This window comes from Corallococcus terminator, assembly GCF_049194865.1.
Taxonomy (GTDB): Bacteria; Myxococcota; Myxococcia; order Myxococcales; family Myxococcaceae; genus Myxococcus; species Myxococcus terminator_A.
Genome location: NZ_JBLZWL010000123.1, coordinates 223,900 through 243,641 on the forward strand (window position 1 = coordinate 223,900; position 19,742 = coordinate 243,641).

General features: G+C 69.2%; 14 protein-coding genes. 7 read left to right on the top strand and 7 right to left on the bottom strand.

The window, feature by feature from the left end; translation table 11 throughout:
• Window positions 1–25: 25 nt before the first annotated feature.
• Window positions 26–1,315 (bottom strand): AAA family ATPase, encoded by a 1,290-nt coding sequence (locus ACN469_RS36995; protein ID WP_498775984.1) that lies wholly within the window; start codon window positions 1,313–1,315, stop codon window positions 26–28.
• Between the two features lie 171 nt (window positions 1,316–1,486).
• On the opposite strand from ACN469_RS36995, the gene ACN469_RS37000 reads away from it, so the two are divergent.
• Window positions 1,487–2,332: a DUF2911 domain-containing protein gene (locus tag ACN469_RS37000; protein ID WP_498775985.1), complete on the top strand. Its 846-nt coding sequence runs from the start codon at window positions 1,487–1,489 to the stop codon at window positions 2,330–2,332.
• Between the two features lie 25 nt (window positions 2,333–2,357).
• Here the strand turns inward: ACN469_RS37000 and bshA are convergent, their stop codons facing one another.
• From bshA to bshC, 3 genes are read right to left on the bottom strand one after another with little or no spacing between them, the layout of a single operon-like run.
• Complete coding sequence (bshA, locus tag ACN469_RS37005) at window positions 2,358–3,521, bottom strand: N-acetyl-alpha-D-glucosaminyl L-malate synthase BshA (RefSeq protein WP_498775986.1); 1,164 nt, start codon at window positions 3,519–3,521, stop codon at window positions 2,358–2,360.
• The gene (gene bshB1, locus ACN469_RS37010; protein WP_498775988.1) at window positions 3,518–4,324 is read right to left on the bottom strand and encodes a bacillithiol biosynthesis deacetylase BshB1; all 807 of its coding nucleotides are present in this window, start codon (window positions 4,322–4,324) and stop codon (window positions 3,518–3,520) included. Before bshB1 ends, bshA begins: the two co-directional genes overlap by 4 nt.
• Window positions 4,321–5,946 (bottom strand): bacillithiol biosynthesis cysteine-adding enzyme BshC, encoded by a 1,626-nt coding sequence (gene bshC, locus ACN469_RS37015; RefSeq protein WP_498775990.1) that lies wholly within the window; start codon window positions 5,944–5,946, stop codon window positions 4,321–4,323. Before bshC ends, bshB1 begins: the two co-directional genes overlap by 4 nt.
• 180 nt (window positions 5,947–6,126) lie before the next feature.
• Between bshC and ACN469_RS37020 the strand changes: the two genes are divergently transcribed.
• The 3 genes from ACN469_RS37020 (at window position 6,127) to ACN469_RS37030 (ending at window position 12,956) form a co-directional block, all read left to right on the top strand.
• The gene (locus ACN469_RS37020; RefSeq protein WP_498775992.1) at window positions 6,127–8,577 is read left to right on the top strand and encodes a PIG-L family deacetylase; all 2,451 of its coding nucleotides are present in this window, start codon (window positions 6,127–6,129) and stop codon (window positions 8,575–8,577) included.
• Between the two features lie 163 nt (window positions 8,578–8,740).
• On the top strand, window positions 8,741–10,453 hold the full coding sequence (locus tag ACN469_RS37025) for a sodium:solute symporter family protein (RefSeq protein WP_498775994.1): 1,713 nt from the start codon (window positions 8,741–8,743) through the stop codon (window positions 10,451–10,453).
• Window positions 10,454–10,625: 172 nt separating this feature from the next.
• A complete protein-coding gene (locus ACN469_RS37030; RefSeq protein WP_498775996.1) occupies window positions 10,626–12,956 on the top strand; it encodes a hypothetical protein in 2,331 nt (776 codons plus the stop codon).
• Between the two features lie 58 nt (window positions 12,957–13,014).
• Here the strand turns inward: ACN469_RS37030 and ACN469_RS37035 are convergent, their stop codons facing one another.
• Together ACN469_RS37035 and ACN469_RS37040 are read right to left on the bottom strand one after the other, a co-directional pair.
• Window positions 13,015–13,941, bottom strand: coding sequence for an FG-GAP repeat domain-containing protein (locus ACN469_RS37035; protein WP_498775998.1), 927 nt, complete (start codon window positions 13,939–13,941; stop codon window positions 13,015–13,017).
• A gap of 104 nt (window positions 13,942–14,045) precedes the next feature.
• Window positions 14,046–15,101, bottom strand: a complete 1,056-nt coding sequence (locus tag ACN469_RS37040) for an FG-GAP repeat domain-containing protein (RefSeq protein WP_498775999.1) — start codon at window positions 15,099–15,101, stop codon at window positions 14,046–14,048.
• 218 nt (window positions 15,102–15,319) lie between these two features.
• Between ACN469_RS37040 and ACN469_RS37045 the strand changes: the two genes are divergently transcribed.
• From ACN469_RS37045 to ACN469_RS37055, 3 genes are all read left to right on the top strand, one after another.
• Window positions 15,320–16,420 (top strand): trypsin-like serine protease, encoded by a 1,101-nt coding sequence (locus tag ACN469_RS37045; RefSeq protein ID WP_498776001.1) that lies wholly within the window; start codon window positions 15,320–15,322, stop codon window positions 16,418–16,420.
• Between the two features lie 100 nt (window positions 16,421–16,520).
• Window positions 16,521–16,952, top strand: coding sequence for an ArsR/SmtB family transcription factor (locus ACN469_RS37050; protein WP_498776003.1), 432 nt, complete (start codon window positions 16,521–16,523; stop codon window positions 16,950–16,952).
• Window positions 16,949–17,833 (top strand): SRPBCC family protein, encoded by an 885-nt coding sequence (locus ACN469_RS37055; RefSeq protein ID WP_498776005.1) that lies wholly within the window; start codon window positions 16,949–16,951, stop codon window positions 17,831–17,833. The genes ACN469_RS37050 and ACN469_RS37055 overlap by 4 nt, the downstream gene beginning before the upstream one ends.
• A gap of 81 nt (window positions 17,834–17,914) precedes the next feature.
• On the opposite strand, the gene ACN469_RS37060 is transcribed toward ACN469_RS37055, so the two are convergent.
• Window positions 17,915–19,630: an esterase/lipase family protein gene (locus ACN469_RS37060; RefSeq protein ID WP_498776007.1), complete on the bottom strand. Its 1,716-nt coding sequence runs from the start codon at window positions 19,628–19,630 to the stop codon at window positions 17,915–17,917.
• Between the last annotated feature and the right edge of the window lie 112 nt (window positions 19,631–19,742).

The following is a 19,742-nucleotide window of genomic DNA, read 5'->3' on the forward strand; positions in this document are numbered from 1 at the left end:
CGACAATTCGCCGCACCCCTTTCGTTCACCACACGTCGTGTTCCCGCAGCAGGGCTCCCAGCGGCCGTGCCCCACTGCGGTGCGAATCGAAGAGCTTCGCGGCGAGCTGCCGCGTCGGGTGGGCCCAGCCGATGCGCTCGTGCCCCTCGTGCATCACCGGTGCGCAGTGGATGAGCGCCGAGCGCAGCTCCTCCTCGGAGGCGAACACCGGATGCTCCAGCGGCAGCGGGCTCTGCGTGGCGAGGAACACCTGCCGCCCCGCCAGCTCGCGCAGGCTCGCTTCCACCCAGCGCGGGTGCAGGCCGTTGGCGGGCTCGTCCAGGATGGCGAAGTCCTCGTTGACGTCCAGGTAGTACAAGAGCGACAGCAGCCGCTTCTGCCCGAAGCCCAGCTCCGCCTGCGTCAGCTCGCGCCCGTCGCGGCGGACGAAGTGGAAGGAGAACCCGCCGAACCCCACGCGCCCTCCGTTGTCGAACGAGCGCTTCTCCAACACCTCCACGCGCAGCCGTCCCGACTCCAGCCCCGCGAGGCTCACGAAGCGCGCGAGGAAGGAGCGCTCCAGCGCGTCGTGTCGCAGCTCCAGCGCCGCGACGAGGGGCTCCTGCTCCACGCGCTCCTTCAGCCACCCGGGCATCCAGCCGGGCAGGGCCATCAACCCCAGCGGGAACACCTCTCCGTCGCGCGCCTCCATGGCGTAGCGGATGGTGCCCAGGCGCTCGAACATCCCGAGCGACTCATCGAAGCGCTGCGGCGCCAGCAGGAACGTTCGCCTCAAGAGCTCCTTGAGCCGCTCCTTCATGCCCGCGTCGATGTACTGCGCCGTCATGAACAGCAGCGTCCACACCGAGCGGTCCAGGAGCGACCAGTGCATGGTGCGCGTCCACGCGGCCGCGCCGTCCACCTTGCAGTCGATGCCCTCCGCGTCCGCGCGCATGACGAGCCGCGCCGAGGGCGACGACAACAGCAGCTCCACCTCGATGAGCGGCTGGAGCCCGGTGTCGAGGGTGGGCGTGCGCAGCGGCAACAGGCCCGCGCCTTGCCTCGCGGTGGGCTCCGTGCGCTCGGGCACGCGCGTGTCGTTGCGCGCGTACACGTGCAGCTTCATGCCCGGGAAGGCCAGCTCATACTCCAGCGCGAAGCGCTCGTGGATGAGGCTGGCGAAGTCCGAGGCGAGGACGATGGAGAGCAGCTCCAGCAGCGTCGTCCGCCCGGTGCCGTTCTCTCCGAGCACCAGGTTGAGTGACGGCCCGGGGGTCAGCTCGGTGCCGGGAGCCACGCTCCGGAAGTGATGGACGGTGAGCCGAGTCAGCTTCATGCGGAGTCCTCACCCGGCAGCTTCGTCTTCCCGGGGTGCAACGGGAATACCTTGGTCGCCAGAGTGTCTGGTGGCTCGCCCGAATCGTTTGGTGCGCGGGGGGCTCGTCTATACACTCCGCCCGCCTTCGCACCCCCCATGCTTCTGTTCCGAAAGGATGATGTGAGGCCGATGAAGAACGTTGCCCTCGGATGTCTGCTCTCCGCGCTCGTGGTCCTGGTGGCCGCGCCCGCGTCCGCTCAGCTCGAGCTGCCCACCCCCAGCCCCTCCGCCAAGGTGGCGCAGGACGTGGGTGTCACCTCGATTTCCATCGACTATTCCAGCCCGGGTGTGAAGGGCCGGAAGGTCTGGGGTGACCTCGTCCCCTGGGACAAGCCCTGGCGCTCGGGTGCGAACTCGGCGACGAAAATCACCTTCAGCCACGACGTCACCTTCGGTGGCAAGGCCGTCCCCGCCGGCACCTACTCCATCGTCACCCTGCCCTCGCAGAAGGGCTGGAAGGTGATGCTGAACAAGGAGCTGGGGCTGTTCTCCTCGGCGGCGCAGTACTCGGCCGCCAACGACGTGGCCACCGTCGCCGCGACGACGGCCGCCATTCCCAGCCGTGAGCGGCTGACGTACGTCTTCAGCAACACCACCGAGGACAGCACCTCGCTGGACCTCGAGTGGGAGAAGCTGCGCGTCTCCGTCCCCATCAAGACGGACACGGCGACGTTCGCCAAGGCGAACATCGAGAAGACGGCGCAGCAGAGCGCCAGCGAGCACGCCCAGGCGGCGCGCTATGTGGCGGACTCCACCAAGGACTACGCCGCGGCGCTGAAGCTCGCGGACGCGTCCGTCGCCATCAACTCCAACTGGTACAACCAGTGGATTCGCGCGGATATCCTCGCGCGCGACGGCAAGTTCGCCGAGGCCCGCAAGGCGGCCCAGATTTCGTGGGACCTGGGCGAGAAGGACCCGAACTTCTTCTACAAGAACCAGGTCTCCAAGGCCCTGGCTGACTGGAAGAGCAAGTAGTCGTCCTGGCGCGAGTGGGGCCCCTTCAGCGTCGGGGGGCTCCGCTCACGAGCCGGCGGTAGAGCGCCTCATACCGGTCGATGGCCGGCTCCATCCTGAAGCGCTCGACGACGTCGGCCCGCGCTCGGACGGAGAACTCCTTCCAGCGTGCCGCGTCGCGCAGCAGGCCGAGCACGTGGCCCGCCATCGCGCGGACATCGCCCAGCGGGGCCAGCAGGCCCGTGGCGCCGTGACGGACGACCTCCGGAATGCCTCCGACGTCGCTTGCGACCACTGGGACGCCGCAGCTGAGCGCCTCCAGCGCCGCGAGGCCGAAGCTCTCCTGCTCGCTGGGGAGCAGGAACACGTCGGACGCGGCGAGCACCTCCATGAAGCGGTCCTGCTTGCCAGGGAAGGCCACGCGGTGCGAGAGGCCCAGCTCGCGCAGCATCCGCTCCGCTGGGGCGCGCTCGGGGCCGTCCCCCACCATCACCAGCCGACAGGGGAGCTGGCGGTGGACCTCCGCGAAGACGCCCACCACGTCGGTGATGCGTTTAACGGGGCGGAAGTTGGAGACGTGGATGAGGACGGGCTCGTGGTCGCCCAGGTCCGGGAAGAGGGCGCGGAGGTGCGCGCGCTCCCTCGCGGGGACATAGCGCTCCGTGTCCACGAAGTTGGCGATGACCTCGATGGGGAAGCTCTGTGGCAGGCTGAAGCCGCTCCACGTCGCGTCGCGGAGGAACGCCGACGGCGTCGTCACCGCGTCGCTGCGCAGGATGGAGAAGCGCGTCATCGGCAGGTAGCTGGGGTGCACGCCCACCAGCGTGGTGTCCGTGCCGTGCAGCGTGGTGACGATGCGCGGCCCGTGCTCGCCCAGCACCTCGCGCGCCATCCACGCCGCCGTGGCGTGCGGCACCGCGTAGTGCACGTGCAGCACGTCCAGCTTCTCGCTGTTGGCCACCTCAATCATCTTGGAGGCCAGCGCGATGGGGTACGTGCCGGAGCGCTGGAGCGCGGGGTAGTCGCTCTCGGTCACCTCGTGGAACGTCACGCCTCGGGGCAGCTTGTCCAACCGCGCGGGCGGCTCCCGGGAGATGAAGTGGACGCGGTGACCCCGCTCGGCCATTCCCAGGCCGATGCCGGTGGCGACCATGCCGCTGCCCCCGAAGGTCGAAAAGCAGGTGATGGCAATGGAGAGGGGCGGACTCATCGGCGGTGAGGAAAGAACAAGGGCTTCTCGAAGCTATTCCGCCGGAAATGCTCCACCGGGTCGACGAGCCCCAGCGTCTCCCGGACGACATAAGGCTCGCCGTGGGCGACGCCCACCTGGGCGCCATAGAACCTGTCCCGCGCCTCCAGCGAGGAGAGCGACAGCGGCGAGCCCACCAGCGTGGCGGGCGCATCCGGGCGGGGCTCCACCTGACTCGCGTAGCAGCGCACGGCCGCCGTCTTGCTCGCGTACACGGCCGACACGTCCACGACGAAGCTCGGCTCCGCGAGGTGGCGCAGGGGGTAGTAGAGCACCTGCCGAGGGGTGAATGGGGCGCCGGGCGGCTCGGTCTCGAACTTGCGCACTCCGGCAAAGAACAGCGCGCGAGTCACCAGCGCGCTGGCGGCCTCGTGGTCCGGGTGGCGCTCCTCCTCCCAGGGGACGAGGACCAGCTCCGGCCGCAGGCGGCGCAGCACCTCGACGATGCGGGCCACCGAGGACTCGCGGATGCGCTCGGACTCGCTGGCCTCGAAGCCGGCCCACGGGTTGAGCCAGCCATCCGGCAGGCCCAGGTTCTCCCGCACGGACAGGCCCAGCACGCGCGAGGCGGCCTCCGTCTCCGCCGCACGCGTCTCCAGCGTCCCGCGCGAGCTCTTCTCGCCGCGCGACAAATCAATGATGCCGGTGCGGTGGCCCAGGCTGGCGAGCTTCGCCATCAGCCCGCCGCAGAACAGCTCCACGTCATCGGGATGGGGACCGAAGGCGAGGGCCTCCAACCCGTACGCCACGCCGCTCGCGCTCATGGCGTCAAGTCCCGGAGGTCGCCGGAGAAGGGGACACACGCGTCGAGCACCTGGCGGGTGAAGGCCCGAGAGCCGAAGCGACACGCGTAGTAGGCCATGCCGTGGATGCGCTCCTGCGGAGCTCCGTCCGGGACGAGCATGGCGCGCAGCCGGTCCACGCGCTCGGTGGTGACCTCGTCGCGCAGCGCGAGCGCCCGGCCATAGCGGGCCGACAGGCGCGACACCGCGGCGCGCACGGTGCCCCGGGTGCGCTTGAGCGCGTCGAGCAGCTGCGGGTCGAGCTTGAGCATCGTCTCGCCCAGGCGGTCCAGCTCCGAGGAGAAGGCTCCAAAGAGGCGTGCCTCCAGCGTGCCCGCGGGCTCGTAGGGCTCCGCCGCGTCCCTCGTGGCCAGCCTCGTCAGCAGCGCGTCGCGGGGCTCGCCCACCTCGTCCGGCGTGAGGCCCAACTTGTGGAGAAGTCTGCGGGCGCGGTCGTCCAGCACGCGGAAGCGGGCGCGCGGCACCACCAGCGGCATGGGCAGGCCCGCGTGCTCGTAGAGGGGCGCGAGCTGCGCGAAGTAGGAGACCTCGCCCGGGCCGCCGACATAGGCCGCCGTGGGCAGCCAGGTGTCCTGCAGGAGCGGACGCAGGAGCGCGGAGGTGGTGAAGCGCAGCGGCTCTCGCTCCAGCCAGTCCAGCAGCTCCTTCGTCGTCACCGTGGCGCCGCGCGGGTGGCCCACCAGGCTCCACGTGTCGGGGCCCGCGGGGTCCATCCGGTAGCGCGCGCCCTCGATGCCGTCGGGCGAGTAGAAGCCGAGCGGTGAGCCGGGGCGGATGTGGACCTGCTCGGAGAAGCCCGCCTGCGTCAGCGCCTCCACGCGACGCGAGAGCGCCGTGGAGATGGCGGAGGCGTCCTGTATCGCGAGCCGGTGGATGGGCGCGGCGAAGGGCGCGAGGCGCGCGTCCCTCGGGTCGATGAAGACCAGGCCCTCATCGGCGAAGAGGGTGGCGAGCACCTGGGTGAACGCCTCCGCGAGCGTCGCGTCGGGCTGATAGGCGCGCGCGAGCAGCTCCAGATGTTCCGAGGACTGGGGCTCTCCGCCCAGCTCACAGCGCAGGGCTTCGAGGGCCTGGGTGACACCCGCGCCCAGCTTGCGGTGGGCGACGGGCGCACGCGAGGCGGCGGCCCCGGGAACGTCCAACGCCACGCGCTTCGCGGAGCCCCTGGGGCTCGCGACGAAGCAGTGGTCCACCTCCGGCAGGTCGTGGTCCTCGGTTTGAAGCCAGAAGACGGGAACACAGGGCCGCCCGGTTTCTTCCCGAAGCGCGCGCGCGGCGCTGATGGCGGCGGCGGCCTTGTAGAGCGTGAAGAGCGGACCGAGGAACAAGCCCATCTGTTGGCCCGTCACCACGGCGATGGTGCCAGGGCGGGCGAGCTCCTCCAGATGGCGCTCGCGCGCGGGGCTCGGCGCGAGGCGTGCGTTCTGGGCCGACACGACGTCGAGCAGGGCCGACGACATGGGGCGTGAGGCGGAGGCGGCCGCGGCCTCCGCGCGAGCGGCGCGGTGACGGAAGCGGTCGGGCAGGAAGGCGAGCGCGCGTGGGTCTCCCTTGAGCCACGCGGTGGGAAAGGAAGGCGTCACGGTGCGCGGTGATAACAGGTCGTTCCCTTGCCGGCACGGAGAAGGACCGTGACGCGTACGCGACGTGAGGCCGTGGCTGGCCGCGTCATGGTGATGAAGGCCAGGCGCGCGTGGGTGGAGACCTTGTTGTAGGGTCCGCCGCGGATGCGAACCCTGCTCTCCTTTGGCATGACGCTGGCCATGAGTCTTGGAATTGCGACTTCGGCCTTCGCCCAGGCACCTCGGCAACCCCACGCGGGGGAAATCGCGGCCGGACTCCGACGGCTCGGCGTGACGGGCAGCGTGCTCTACGTCGCGGCCCACCCGGACGACGAGAACACGCGCTTTCTCGCCTGGCTGGTCGGTGAACGCGGCCTGCGCGCGGGCTACCTGTCGCTCACGCGAGGTGACGGCGGACAGAACCTCATCGGCACCGAACAGGACGAGCTGCTCGGGCTCATCCGCACGTACGAGCTGCTGGCCGCGCGCCGCGTGGACGGCGCCGAGCAGTACTTCACCCGCGCGCGGGACTTCGGCTACACGAAGTCCGCCGACGAGGCGCTGCGCATCTGGGGTCACGACGCGGTGCTGGCCGACGTGGTGCTCGCCATCCGTCGCTTCCAGCCGGACCTCATCGTCACGCGCTTCAACACGAAGCCGCCCAACCACGGACACCACACCGCGTCCGCGCTGCTCGCCGCCGAGGCCTTCACCGCCGCCGCGGACCCCAAGCGCTTCCCGGAGCAGCTGGACCTGGTGAAGCCGTGGAAGGCGGACCGGCTGCTGAACAACGTCTCGACGTGGAGCCTCAAGCCCGACGCGGACATGTCCGGCTATCTCAAGGTGGATGTCGGCGGGTACGACGCGCTGCTCGGCCGCTCCTGGGGAGAAATCTCCGCGGAGAGCCGCAGCCAGCACAAGAGCCAGGGCTTCGGTGTCCCGGCCGAGCGCGGTCCGCTGCTGGAGTACTTCACGCCGCTCGACGGCACGAGCCCGAAGGCCGACGTGTTCGAGGGCCTGGACCTGTCCTGGCGTCGCTGGAAGGGCACGGAGGCCGTGGCCCGCGCGGTGGACGACGCGGTGAAGGGCTTCGATGCGCGCGCCCCCTCTCGCACCGTGCCCGCGCTGCTGCGCGTGCATGAGGCGCTGTCCGCGCTGCCCCAGGACAACCCGTGGAAGGCGCTCAAGCTGCGCGAGACGGAGGCGCTCATCGCCGCGTGCGCGGGGCTGTTCCTGGAGGCGCGCGCTCCGGAAGCCACGGGCGTGCCGGGCGCTCCGGTGTCACTGAGCCTGTTCGCGCTGAACCGCTCGCCCGCCGCGCTTCGACTGGTGAGCGTGACGCTCCCAGGCGGAGAGAACGTGCCGGTGAACGCGGCGCTCGCCGAGCACACGCCCTTCAAGCTGGAGAAGAAGGTGACGTTGCCGGAGGACGCGGCCATCACCACGCCGTATTGGCTGCGCAAGCCCATCTCTGGAGGACTCTTCGCGCTGGAGGACTCGGACCGCGCGCTGACGGGGTTGCCCGAGGGTGGCCCCGCGTTGACGGTGACCTTCGTCTATGAGGCCGGAGGCCGGCGCATCACCGTGACGCGGCCGGTGGTGCATGTGTGGACGGACCCGGTGCGTGGCGAGCTGTACCGGGCTTTCGAAGTCGTGCCCGCCGTCACCGCGACGCTGGAGCGCGACAGGGTGATGTTCCCCAACGGGACGCCGCAGGCCATCTCCGTGGTGCTGGGGGCAGGCCGCGCGGAGGCCACGGGCAAGGTGCGGCTGGAGCTGCCCCAGGGCTGGCGCTCGGAGCCGGTGGAGCACGCCTTCCAGCTCGCCGCGCGCGGTGACGAGCGCACCGTCCAGTTCCGGGTGACGCCGCCCAAGGGCGCCACGGAGAAGGGCCGCCTGCGCGTCGTCGTGGACAGCGGAGCTCGCTCCGAGTCGTGGCGCGTGCGCAACGTCGCCTACGAGCACCTGCCGCCCCTCGCGGTGCGCCAGCCCTCCGAGGCGACGCTGATTCCCTTCGCGCTCGCGACGAAGGTGAAGCGCCTGGGCTACATCCCCGGCCCCGGTGACCGCGTGGCGGAGAGCCTGGCTGCGGTGGGCTACGAGGTGACGGTGCTCCCCGAGGAGCGGCTCGGCTCCGAGAAGCTGGAGCGCTTCGACGCCATCCTCGTCGGCGTGCGTGCCTTCAACGCGAACCCCCGCCTCGCCGTGCACCGCGAGCGGCTGCTCGACTACGTGAAGCAGGGAGGGCGCCTGGTGGTGCAGTACAACACCAACAGCCGCGTGGGCCCGCTGGCCGCCTTCGTCGGGCCGTACCCGCTGGAGATTGGCCGCGAGCGCGTGACGGACGAGACGGCGGTGATGACGCCCGTGTCACCGGACGAGCCGCTGTTGCGCACGCCCAACCGACTCACGGCCGCGGACTTCGACGGCTGGGTCCAGGAGCGCGGTCTCTACTTCGCGTCGAAGTGGGATGACCACTACCGCCCGGTGTTCGAGCTGAACGACGCGGGTGAAGCGCCCCTGCGTGGCTCGCTGCTCGTCACCCGTCACGGCAAGGGCGTGTTCGTCTACACGGGCCTGGCCTTCTTCCGTCAGCTCCCCGCCGGAGTCCCCGGCGCCTACCGCCTCCTGGCGAACGTCCTCGCGCAATGAGCCTTCCTCCGAACCCGTCTCCCTCCCCGACACCGCCCGAGAAGAGGCCCGAATTGGATGACGCGCCGCCGCTGCTCGGCTCGTGGCGCAACGTCTACCTGCTGGTGTTCGGCGCCTTCGTCCTGTTCCTCGCGCTGTCGTCGCTGCTCACCTGGGTGTACTCGTGACCTTGCTCGATTGGGTCGTGCTCGTCGGTACGATTGCGTTCATCGTCATCTGGGGCATGTGGAAGTCCCGGGGCGCGAAGAGCACCGAGGACTATCTGCGTGGCGCGCGCGAGCTGAAGTGGCCCACGATTGGTCTGGCGGTGATGGCCACGCAGGCGAGCGCCATCACCTTCTTGTCCGTTCCCGGGCAGGCATACGAAGACGGCATGCGCTTCGTGCAGTTCTACTTCGGACTGCCGTTCGCGATGATTCTCATCAGCGCGGTCTTCGTCCCCATCTACTACCGGCTGAACGTCATCACCGCGTACCAGTACCTGGAGTCCCGCTTCGATTTGAAGACGCGCCTGTTGGGCGCCTTCCTCTTCCTGGTGCAGCGGGGCCTTGCGGCGGGCATCACCATCTACGCCCCGTCCATCATCCTCTCCACCATCCTCGGCTGGCCGCTGGAGCCCACCGTCGTCGCCATGGGCGCGCTGGTCATCCTCTACACGGTGACGGGCGGCTCCAGCGCCGTCAGCCAGACGCAGAAGCAGCAGATGGTGGTGATGATGGGCGGCATGGTGGTGGCCGCGCTCGTCATCCTCTGGCGGCTGCCCAAGCACGTGTCGTTCGGCGACGCGGTGGACGTCGCGGGCGCGTTCGGCCGGATGAACGTGGTGAGCTTCGACTTCAACGTGCAGGACCGCTACAACTTCTGGTCCGGCATCACCGGTGGCTTCTTCCTGGCGCTGTCCTACTTCGGCACGGACCAGTCGCAGGTGGGTCGCTACCTGACGGCGCGCTCCATCACCGAGAGCCGGCTGGGACTGCTGTTCAACGGCGTCCTCAAGCTGCCGATGCAGTTCCTCATCCTCTTCGTCGGCATCCTCGTCTTCGTCTTCTACCAGTTCAGCACTCCGCCCCTGCTCTTCAACGACACGCTGGGCGAGCGCATGCGCGCGTCGACGCAGGCGGGGGAGTACGCGGCGCTGGAGGCGAAGTGGGAGCAGGTGCAGTCCGGCAAGCGCGCGGAGGTGGAGCGCTACCTGGCGGCGGGTGACTCCGGAGACGCCACCACGCAAGCGGGAGTCCGGGAGGCCCTGCGTGCCTCCTTGGGTGAGGCCAGCGCGGTCCGCAAGGAGGCCAAGGCCCTGGTGTCGCGCGCGCTGCCCGGCGCGGAGACCAAGGACTCCGACTACATCTTCATCGGCTTCGTGAAGCGGTGGCTGCCCAGCGGGCTCTTCGGGTTGCTCATCGCGGTCATCCTGTCGGCGGCCATGAGCTCCATCGCCAGCGAGCTGAACGCGCTGGGTGCCACCACCACGGTGGACTTCTATCGGCGCGTGTTCCGTCCGGAGGCGTCGGACCGGCATGTCCTCATCGCCTCCAAGCTGTTCACCGTGTTCTGGGGCCTGGTGGCCGTGGGCTTCGCGAGCTTCGCGTCGCTGCTCGACAACCTCATCCAGGCGGTGAACATCCTGGGCTCCATCTTCTACGGCACGGTGCTGGGCATCTTCCTGGTCGCCTTCTTTCTCAAGCACGTGCGGGGACACGCCGTCTTCACCGCCGCTGTCATCTCCCAGTGCACTGTGATTGGCCTCTTCATGCTCAGCGACATCGGCTACCTCTGGTTCAACGTCATCGGCTGCGCGCTCGTCGTCTCGCTCAGCCTGGCGCTCCAGGTGGTCATGCCGCGTGGGCCACAGGCCGCGCCGGCCGCTGGGGCATAGGGCTCCGAGTGGTTTCCGGGTGGGTGGGAACCGGAGGACGACGCGGGCCGTGAGCGGGTGTTCCGGGCTCCCACCCTGAGCTGATCCCCGTTCGGCAACATTTCCCCGCGTCGTCCCATAATCCCAGAGCGGCGCGTGGAGCGTTCCACGTCCGCCTCTCCGGGAGCGACTCATGACGGCGCGCGTTACAGGTGGTGGTGTCCAGACGGGAACCGCCCCGGGAAGCAACGAGGCGGCGGAGGCCTCCCGCCGCGCCGCCGAAGCCGCCCGCCGCGCCGCCGAGGAGGCCCAACGCAAGGCCCAGGAGGCCGCCGCCGCCGCGCAGCGTGCCCGCGCGGAGAGCTCCAGCTTGAAGGGCGCGGGGCCACTGAAGCAGGACCCGAAGGTGACGGTCGCCGAGACGAAGGCGAAGAAGCTCGACACCGACGCGCGCAAGGCCACCGAGCGCGCCAATGCCTCCGCGTTGGCCGCCGGCCAGCCGCTGCCATTCCCCCAGAGCGCCGCGCCCTCCGCTCGCAACACGCTGCTGTTGGACGGCGGTGACTTCTCCGCGCGCACGAAGACGTCGCTCTTCGGCAACCCCACGCTGGGCGCTGAGCCCATGAGGCTGGACGCGGAGACTCGCGCCGTCGCGCCGGCTTCTGTCACCCAGACGGCCGCCACCACGGGCGCCTCCACCGCCGAAGGGGCGCAGCAAGCGCTGGTCGATGCCAAGGAGGCCTACGAGGACGCGCACGAGAAGTCCTCCGAGCTGACGGAGAAGCTCAACCAGGAGCTGGCCAAGCTCGGCCCCGCGCTCACCGAGGAGCAGAAGCAGCAGTACGTCGCGGAGTTCCGCGCGCGCTACCCGGACGAGTACGCCGCCGAGGCCGCCGCCGCGAAGACGCTCAACGCCGCGCTCAATGACCCGAAGCTGCTGGAGGCAGCCAAGAACAACCCCGACGTCGCCAAGGAGTGCGTCGAGGCCGCCAAGCTGCTCGCGGAGTCTCCCGAGGCCAAGGGAGCGCTCGAGTGGGCGGGCAAGGCGTTGGATCCGCAGGGCCCCGCGGGCACGGCCTTCGCGCAGCTGCAGACCCAGATTGAAGACGACGTCGCGGCGCCGGCCCTGGCCACCGCCGCCGGTCAGCTGCTCGCGGAGAATGGCGGCGACGTCCAGGCGGCGCTGAAGGCGCTCGCGGACATCACCAAGCCCCTGGTGAACCTGGGCAAGGGCGGCTCGGCCATCAAGAATGGCATCGAGACCATCAAGGCCGCGCTCGCCTCGGGGGACCCCGGCCCGCTGATGAAGCTGGCGGAGGGGGGCAGCAAGCTGAGCATCGCGCTCGCGGGTGTCGGCGCGGCCTTCGGGCTCGTCAGCGCGGTGAACGACGCGCAGCGCGGCGAGTGGGGCGACTTCGTCAAGAACCTCGCCAACGCGGGCCGGGGCGGCGCGCAGGCGGCGGCGGGTGTGCTGCGCGTGCTCGGCGAGTCTGGCCGCATCGCCGCGTCGACAGGAGAGGCTGCGGCCAGCTTCCTGCTGCGGCTGGCGCCCGCGCTCGGCGTGGTGGCCAACGCCATCGTCCTCGCGGACCACTTCAAGGACTTCCTGGACGACCCCACGGTGGGCGGCGGCATCCAGGCGCTTGGCGACGCCATCGCGGTGATTGGCGCGGGCGTGGGCACGGTGGTGCCGGGTGTCGGTCAAATCATCGAAGGCGTCGGTCTGATTCTCTCGGCCTTCGGCGGCCTGTTCGCCAACAAGGAGAAGCAAGAGAAGTTGGACAACGAGTCTGAGGAGATCCTCAAGAAGATGGGGCTCGATTCCGATATCGCGGAGACGCTCGCGCACGGCGACGACCAACCGGCGCGACTGGCGGAGCAACTGGGCCTGACGCCCGCGCAGATTCAGCAACTGGCCAGGACGCACCCGCTGCTGTTCGACGCGCCAGGGTTGGGGCAGGCGGCCATCGACGCGGCCGAGGCGTGCGGCATGAAGGGCGCGGAGGCGCTGCGCTTCATGGACGAGATGGCGAAGACCGACCCGGAGTTCGCCTGGGACCTGCTGGGCGTGCAGGGCGCCTTCCAGGGCGACGGCATGCACCCGACGGCGACGGCGGACTCGTGGCGCGCGTACGTGGAGAACCGCTACCCGGAGGCGTTCGCCTACGCGAAGGACCACGCGCCGGAGTTGTTCGGTGCGAGCGCGGAGTCCCGACGCCAGGCGGACCGGGACTTCGAGCGCAACGCGGGCGTGTCCGACTTCCCGCTCGTGTACGCGCGCCTGTGCAACGAGCACAAGGGTGACGACGCGTACACCAGCGAGTTCATCCAGAACATGAAGGACAACGGCTACCTGGAGTCCTTCGTGCAGTTCATCGACCAGAACGGCCTGGACATGGACCGCGACGGCGCGAAGGTCGCCATCGAGGCGGCGCTGCGCACCGGCGTGCTCACCGAGGCGGAGCTGAAGAAGTACCTCGACGGTGAGAACGGCGACGCCTGGCGCTCCCTCCTCGGGCGCTGAGCTGTCGGTGGCGGCGAGGCCTCGCGCGGGACGTCCGAGCGAGGCCCATGCGCGCGGGCTAGCGAGGACCCACGAGGTACATGCAGGTTCCCGACGAGGGCGGCGGGGTGGCATGAGGGAACCACGGCGGGCAGCCCGAGCCCATTGTTCCGACGTGGATTGTCGCGGTCATGTTGCGTCCCGTCAGGCGCCAGATGAGGACATGGCCCGAGGCCGGGTCATGCCAGACGATGTCGGGAATGTTGTCCCTCGTGTAGTCCGCAGTGGCGCCAACATAGAAGTCCAGGGACATGCCGGGCAGGGGGATGGAGCCCATGATGGTGGCATTGTTCATGCGCAAGATGTCGTTCTGTCCCGTGTTGATGTTGCGCCAGAGCAGATCCGTCCTCCCATCTCGGTCGAAGTCCGCCGCACCCACGATGACCCAGGGCAGTCCACGGCCAAGTGTCGCGGAGACGCCGATGGGCGTGGGGCCGGACATGTACTGGTAGAAGAACTGCCCGGTGGTGCGGTTGTGCAGGACCAGGTCCGTCTGTCCGTCCAGGTTGAAGTCTCCGGACGCGGCGACGTACCAGCCGGGAGCCGGGAGGATGCTCCCGATAGCCGTCGTGCCGAACACGCCGAAGCCGCTCTGGAAGCGGATGCTCTCGCCGGTCGACCCGGGCGTGTGGAAGACGAGGTCCGGGTCCGACGTCGGCCCACCGAAGTCAGAGGCGGCCTGAACGACGAACGACGGCGATATGGGGGCGATGGCGGCCGTGCTGGCCAGTGAGAAGCCGCTCATCACCCAGATAAGCATGCTGCCCGTGGACTGGTTCCTCCACAGCAAATCGGAGTCCGAGCCGCCATTGAAGCTCACGACACTGCCGAGGATGGCCTGGGATTGGGTGCCCTCCGGCGCGACGCCCTCGTTGAGCGCTCCCTCCGGCTCGCCACAGCCCAGGACACTTCCAGCAAGACACAGCGTCAACACGGTCTTCTTCATGTTCGGTTCCCCCACGGGTGACTTCTCTTTGGAAACGACGTGACCAGGCCGCCACGGCCTCGCGCGGTAGGTCCCAGCGAGGCCCATGTGCGCAGACGCGCGGGCTAGCGAGGACCCACGAGGTACATGCAGCTTCCCGACGAGGGCGGCGGGGTGACCTGTGAGAACCACGGCGGGCAGCCCGAGCCCATGCTGCCCACGGTCATGGACGTGCCCAGGCTCATCCCCGCCATCCGCCAGATGACGACCTGCCCCGAGCTCGGGTTATGCCAGGCGATGTCCGGGATGCCATCGCGCGTGTAGTCCGCGGTGGCGCCGACATAGTAGGCCAGGGACATGACAGGCAGGGAGGCGGCGCCGATGATGGCGGTGTTGTTCATGCGCCAGATGTCATTCTGGCCCGTGGTGCGGTGGCGCCAGAGCAGGTCCGTCCTCCCATCTCCGTCGAAGTCCGCCGCGCCCACGATGTACCAGGGCAGCGAGCGAGGAAGCGGCGTGGAGATGCCGATGGGCGTGGGGCCGGACATGTACTGGTAGAAGAACTGCCCCGTGCCGCGGTTGTGCAGGACCAGGTCCGTCTGCCCGTCCAGGTTGAAGTCTCCGGACGCGGCGACGTACCAGGCCGATGACGGGAGGATGCCGCCGATGGGCGCCATGCCGAGCACGCTGAAGCTGCTGCTGAGGAAGCGGATGGCCTCGCCAGTCGACCCGGGCGTGTGGAGGACGAGGTCCGGGTCCGAGGTCGGTCCGCCGAAATTGGAGGCAGCCTGAACGACGAGCGACGGCGATACGGCCGGCATCACCGCCGTGCCAGCCAGTGAGGGGCCGGCCATCATCCAGGTGAGCATGTTGCCCGTGGACTGGTTTCTCCACAGCAGGTCGGAGTTCGGGTCGCCATTGAAGCTCACGACGGTGCCGAGGATGGCCTGGGATTGGGTGCCCTCCGGCGCGACGCCCTCATCGAGCGTTCCCTCCGGACCACCACAGCCCAGGACACTTCCAGCAAGACACAACGTCAGCACGGTCTTCTTCATGTTCAGCTCCCCCTTGGGTGACTTCGTTTGGAAACGAGATGACCAGGCGGCCACGGCCTCGGTGATGCTGAGCGCCGCCGGCGTGGTGACGATGCGCCGCGCGGGATGCACGGTGGGTGAAGTCATGGCGCGCATCTTGTCCCAGGCCCCTGACGCGAAGCCAATGGCTGCGCACACTCGCCGTCATAGGTCGGAATGTCTCAATGCGTCAGTCGCCACCGCCCGCATACGACGTCTTGGTATGAGGTTCGCATCGCAGCCGCGCCATGACCCATTCCCATCCGAGTTCATTCCCGAAGTCCGTTTCCTCATCGCGTCGCTCGCACTGGAGCTGGGGGGTCGGCGTGCTGGCCTGGCTGTGTGGCTGCGGTCCCATGGACGTGCCTCAGGCGCAGGACGCGATGCCCACGGAGCAGGAGACACAAGGCATCGAAGGGGGCACCAACGCGTCCATCGCCACCTTCCCGTGGCAGGCGGAGCTGAGGATTGTCGGCGGTACGCACCACTGCGGCGGAGCCATCCTGAGTCCTGACTACATCCTCACGGCCCGGCACTGCATCTCCGGTCGAAAGCCGAGCGATTTTCGGGTGGGCGTGGGGAGCAGCAAGCGCAGCACGCTGCCGAGCGAAGGGCAGATGCGCGACGTGGCCGACTTCATCCTTCACCCCAGCTACAACCCCAACAGCTTCAAATACGACGTCGCCTTGCTGAAGCTCGCCAGCCCGCTGACGCTCACCGGTCCCAATGCCCGGGCCATTCCGCTGGCCACCTCCGTGGACGAAGCGGCCGGTCGCACGGCGCCGGGTGCCATGGCGACCTTTACCGGCTGGGGCCAGCTCGGGGTCAACAACACCACGCTGCCGGACACCCTCCAGAAGATGACCGTGTCCGTCTTCTCCAAGGTGGCGGCGGATGCGGTGCTGCCGCCTTTGGACGCTGTCACCGTGGACCAGCTCCCGGCGGGCCATGCCCCGGGAGGCATCTGCCCGACGCGCGGAGACAGCGGAGGGCCATTGGTCGTCGACGGCGCTTCCGGAAAAATCCTCGCGGGTGTGGCGAGCCTGGGCTTCGGCTGCGGCCTGCCGAGTCTCTACGCGAAGGTGTCGCACGTCGAGCCGTGGGTGGCTGGCATCCGCGCGAGGACTCCGGTGGAGCGTGCATCGGGAACGCAGACGAACACGCTCGGAGGAGACTGGACGCACTACCTCGTCACGGTGCCCGTGGGGACCTACTCACTCAACGCACGGCTCAGCGGTGGGTCGGGGAACGCGAACCTCTACGTCCACACCTCGTCCCCCAACACGTCCACCTACACCTGCCGCTCGGTGGACTCCGGCACGGAGGAATACTGCGCCCTCTCCAATCCCGCCGCCGGTACCTGGTACGTCTCCGTGTATGGCGCCGGGCCATACGCCAACGTCTCGGTGCGAGCAGCGACCTACTGATTCACTGGCCGGCTGGGGGGGCGGCTAACGCGTAACGACTTCGTTCCGAATCTGCTTGCCCCGTCTTTGCGTGCGCTGATACGTAACGATTCGTTGACATATGAGTCCTCGCTCCGCCCACGCCCACCTGCCCACATCTTCGGGGCCGTCCTCGATGCTCGACGCGGTGTTCTTCGCGCTCGCCGACAGCACCCGGCGGGCGTTGCTGGCCCGGCTCCGGAGCTCCGAAGCGACCGCGGGGAGCCTCGCCACGGGCTTCGCGATGACCCGGCCCGCGGTGTCGCGCCACCTGCGCGTGCTGCGCCAGGCGGAGATGGTCCGCGAGGAGCGCCGGGGACGCGAGCGCGTCTACACGCTCGAGCCGCTGCGCCTGCAGCTCATCAACGATTGGCTCGAGGACTACCGCGTGTTCTGGCCCGCGCGACTCCATGACCTCAAGCAGTTCATCGAGTCGATGCCCGACGAGGCTCCCGTCCCACCCCAGGGCCCCGCGCCTCGCGCCCGACGTTCCCCCAAGAGGAGACCCCGATGAGCCCGTCGTTCGAGCACGAGTTCACCTTCAAGCTGCCGGCCCCACCCGAGCGGGTCTATCGCGCACTGACCGACCCGGCCGAGCTGCGTCACTGGTTCGCCGAGCATGCCGAGGTCGAGCCGCGCGTCGGTGGCGCCTACCGCTTCTGGGGCAAGGCCACCCTCGGCGCGCCTCGCGAGCCTGGCCGCGACCAGGTCCTGACGTCGCTCGAGCCCGGCCACGGCCTCAAGTTCAGCTGGACGATTCAAGGCGCCCCGACCGAGGTGAACTACACGCTCCAGCCAGGAGAGGGCCCGGACGCGTGTTCACTGGTGATTCGCCATGCCGTGCGAGGGCAGCTTCCGTATCGCCAGCCGCGTCATGTGATTGACGACCTGTGGCGCATCCACACCGGCAACCTCAAGGACCACCTTCGCGAGGGCACCCAGCTCACGCTGCCCGACTTCAGCAGCAGCGCCCCCGAGGTGCGCGCCTCGATAGAGATCGCCGCGCCGCCCGCCAAGGTGTACCGCGCCCTGCTCGTCCCCGAGCTGATGAACCGCTGGCTCTTTGGCGCCGCGCGTGTCGACGTGGACCGCGGTGAGATTTCATACGGATGGAGCTACACCTGCGAGGGCAGGTCCGTGGCGGGCGGCCCCACCCGCATCCTCGAGAAGGTCGAGAACGAGCGCCTGGTCACCGATTGGACCGACTGGCGGGGCGACCCGGACAAGCCGATGACGCGCGTGACGTGGCTCCTGGAGTCTCTCGAGGAGGGGCGCCGCACTCGCGTCACCGTCATCCACGACCGCTTCGAGCTGCCGGTCGACCGCAGCGACTACCAGCAGGGTTGGGCCGGGTTCCTGGGCATGCTCGCCAAGGTGGCCGCCGACGCGAGCTGAGCCCGTCGGCGAACCTCGAACGCCGCCCGCACGCGGGTACCTCCCACGAGCGGGCGGCGGATGGACGAAAGACAGCAGGCCTCAGAGCTCCGTGCAGTTGAGCGCTATCTTCCGATGCTCCAGCGCCTGCCGGATGCCGCTGTAGACCACCCCGTTCGACGCGAGCCCGACATGCTCGACGAGGTTGTCCTTGCAGAAGTCCTGCACCGTCACGTTGCACCGCAGTTCCTCCCCCGAGGGGCTCGTCCGGTCGCAGTTGTCCATCTTCCCGTTCGACTCCGCCTTGGTGAACACGTCGTGCAAGGTGTTGATGTTGGTGTAGTAGATGGGGTCGTTCGCCGGGCGCGTGTTGATCTCCGCGATGAACGCCGAGCCCGCCTTCATCTGCTTGCAGGGCAGCGGGTCCGCCGCGGTGCCGGTGCAGTTGAACAGCAGGCGCGCCACCAGGGCGAGCAGCGGGTCGTCGTTGGTGCCCTTGTGGGGCGTGCCCAGACTGATGATGCTCTCCACCGACGCGTTGCCGAAGTCGCGCACGTACGCCCGTGCCACCGCGCCACCCTGGCTGTGGCCAATGAGGTGGACCTTGCTCGCGCCCGTCTGGAGCAGCACGTCCGCCACCTTGTACTTGAGCTGGCGCGCGCTCTCGTGCAGGTCAATCAGACCGCCGCTGGGCAGCTCGAAGAAGAAGCGCTGGTAGCCATCCCGGTCCAGCCGGCTCTCCAGCGTCCAGTACAGGATTTCGCTCGCCAGCGTGCCGCCGACGATGAGCACCGGGTTCTTTCGCGCCGTCGGGGTGGGCGAGGGAGTCGGCGTCGGCGCGGGAAGCGGCGTGGTGGCGGGGACGGTGGTGATGCCGCAGCTCACCACGCTGGCCTGCGCGCTGCCCGGGTTGCTGATGAGCGGCGGGTCCGCGCCCCAGCAGGACCAGGCGCCATCCGCCTGGGGACCGTGCTGCACCATGAACTGCGCATGGGCGGAGCCATTGCCAGCGTAGGAGAAATCACAGCCACCACCGAGCACCTTGCCGGTGGCGGCGGCGAGGGCGCGCGGATAGGCCACGCCCGACGTCTTCACGCCCTGGCTCACCGCGCAGCGCAGCGCGGGCTTGGGGGTGAGCGGGGCGGCCTGCGCGGGGTCCACCGCGAGCTGACACGCGACGAGCGACGCGGTGACGGTGGCGTCCTGCGGGTGGTTCGGCGGGTCCGCGGCCTGACAGCGCCAGCCCTTGCCGTTCGCCGTGGGCTTGGAGACGACGATGTTCTCCGCGTGGATGGAGCCGTTCAGCGCATGAGAGGAATCACAGCCGCCGGAGACGACGACATAGCCCTCGGTGGCGAGCTGAGGGGTGAGGGACACCTCGGCGAGCGGATTGCGCGAGGGGCCTGTCTTCGAGCTGAGCGTCTTGCACTGCATGCGCAGGCTGCTGACATTCGGCGCGCTGGCCTTGCAGAAGGTGACGGAGGCCTTGGCCCACGCGGGATTGATGACGAGCGCGGGGTCGGCGCCCTTGCACCGCCAACCGAAGTCCCCGTCGGGAGCGTTCTGCACCATGACCTCGGCGTGCGCGGAGTCGTAGCCGAAGCGAGACACCTCGCAGCCGCCGCCCACGCGGACGTAGCCCTGTTGCTGTTTGACGAGCGGCACGGAGGCCACGGCCTTCGGATTGGCTCCGAGTCCCGTCGCGGGGGCGCGCTCCTGGAGTGTCTGACAATCGAACGTCACTTGCGCCGAGGCCATCGTGCCCACGAGCAGGAGCGCGGCGAGAAGGACTCCACGTAATCCATGTGAGGGGCTCATCGCGTGGCCTCCAGGGTGGAGGTGCGTGGGTCCTCGGAACGATGGCGACGGCAGGGCCGCGTCACGGACCGCGCCAGCGTGTGCGTGGCGGTGTGAAGCGGAACGAAGTGGG